The organism is Bradyrhizobium sp. Crot121, assembly GCF_059512385.1.
Genome location: NZ_JCAMOR010000525.1, coordinates 1 through 336 on the forward strand (window position 1 = coordinate 1; position 336 = coordinate 336).

General features: G+C 66.1%; 1 protein-coding gene. It reads right to left on the reverse strand.

All coding sequences use genetic code 11. The annotated features are described in order from the left end of the window. Positions 1-336 (reverse strand): transposase (locus tag AC5ZGW_RS47785; RefSeq protein WP_496114358.1); only part of this gene is annotated, 336 nt, incomplete at both ends.

A 336-nucleotide genomic window follows, 5' to 3' on the forward strand; every position in this document is an offset into this window, starting at 1 on the left:
GTCCTCGTCGCCGGCCCGCGTGATCTTGCCGAGCCTGGTCTTGCCGCCGGTGGAATGGTCCTTTGGTGTGAGGCCCAGCCAGGCGGCAAAGTGCCGGCCGGAGCGGAACGCGGCTGGATCGGACGTCTTCATCACCATCCTGGTCGCAATGATCGGGCCGATCGAAGGGATTTGCGCCAGGCGCCGGCTGAGGGCATTGGCCCGGTGCCAGGCCAACAGCCTGGCCTCGATCTCCTTCAGCTCGGTCCCGAGCCTTGCATATTCACGCCCCTGCACCACGAACAGCTCACGCGCCAGCTCCGGAAGATTCTCGTCCTGCGCAATCCGCGCCAACAG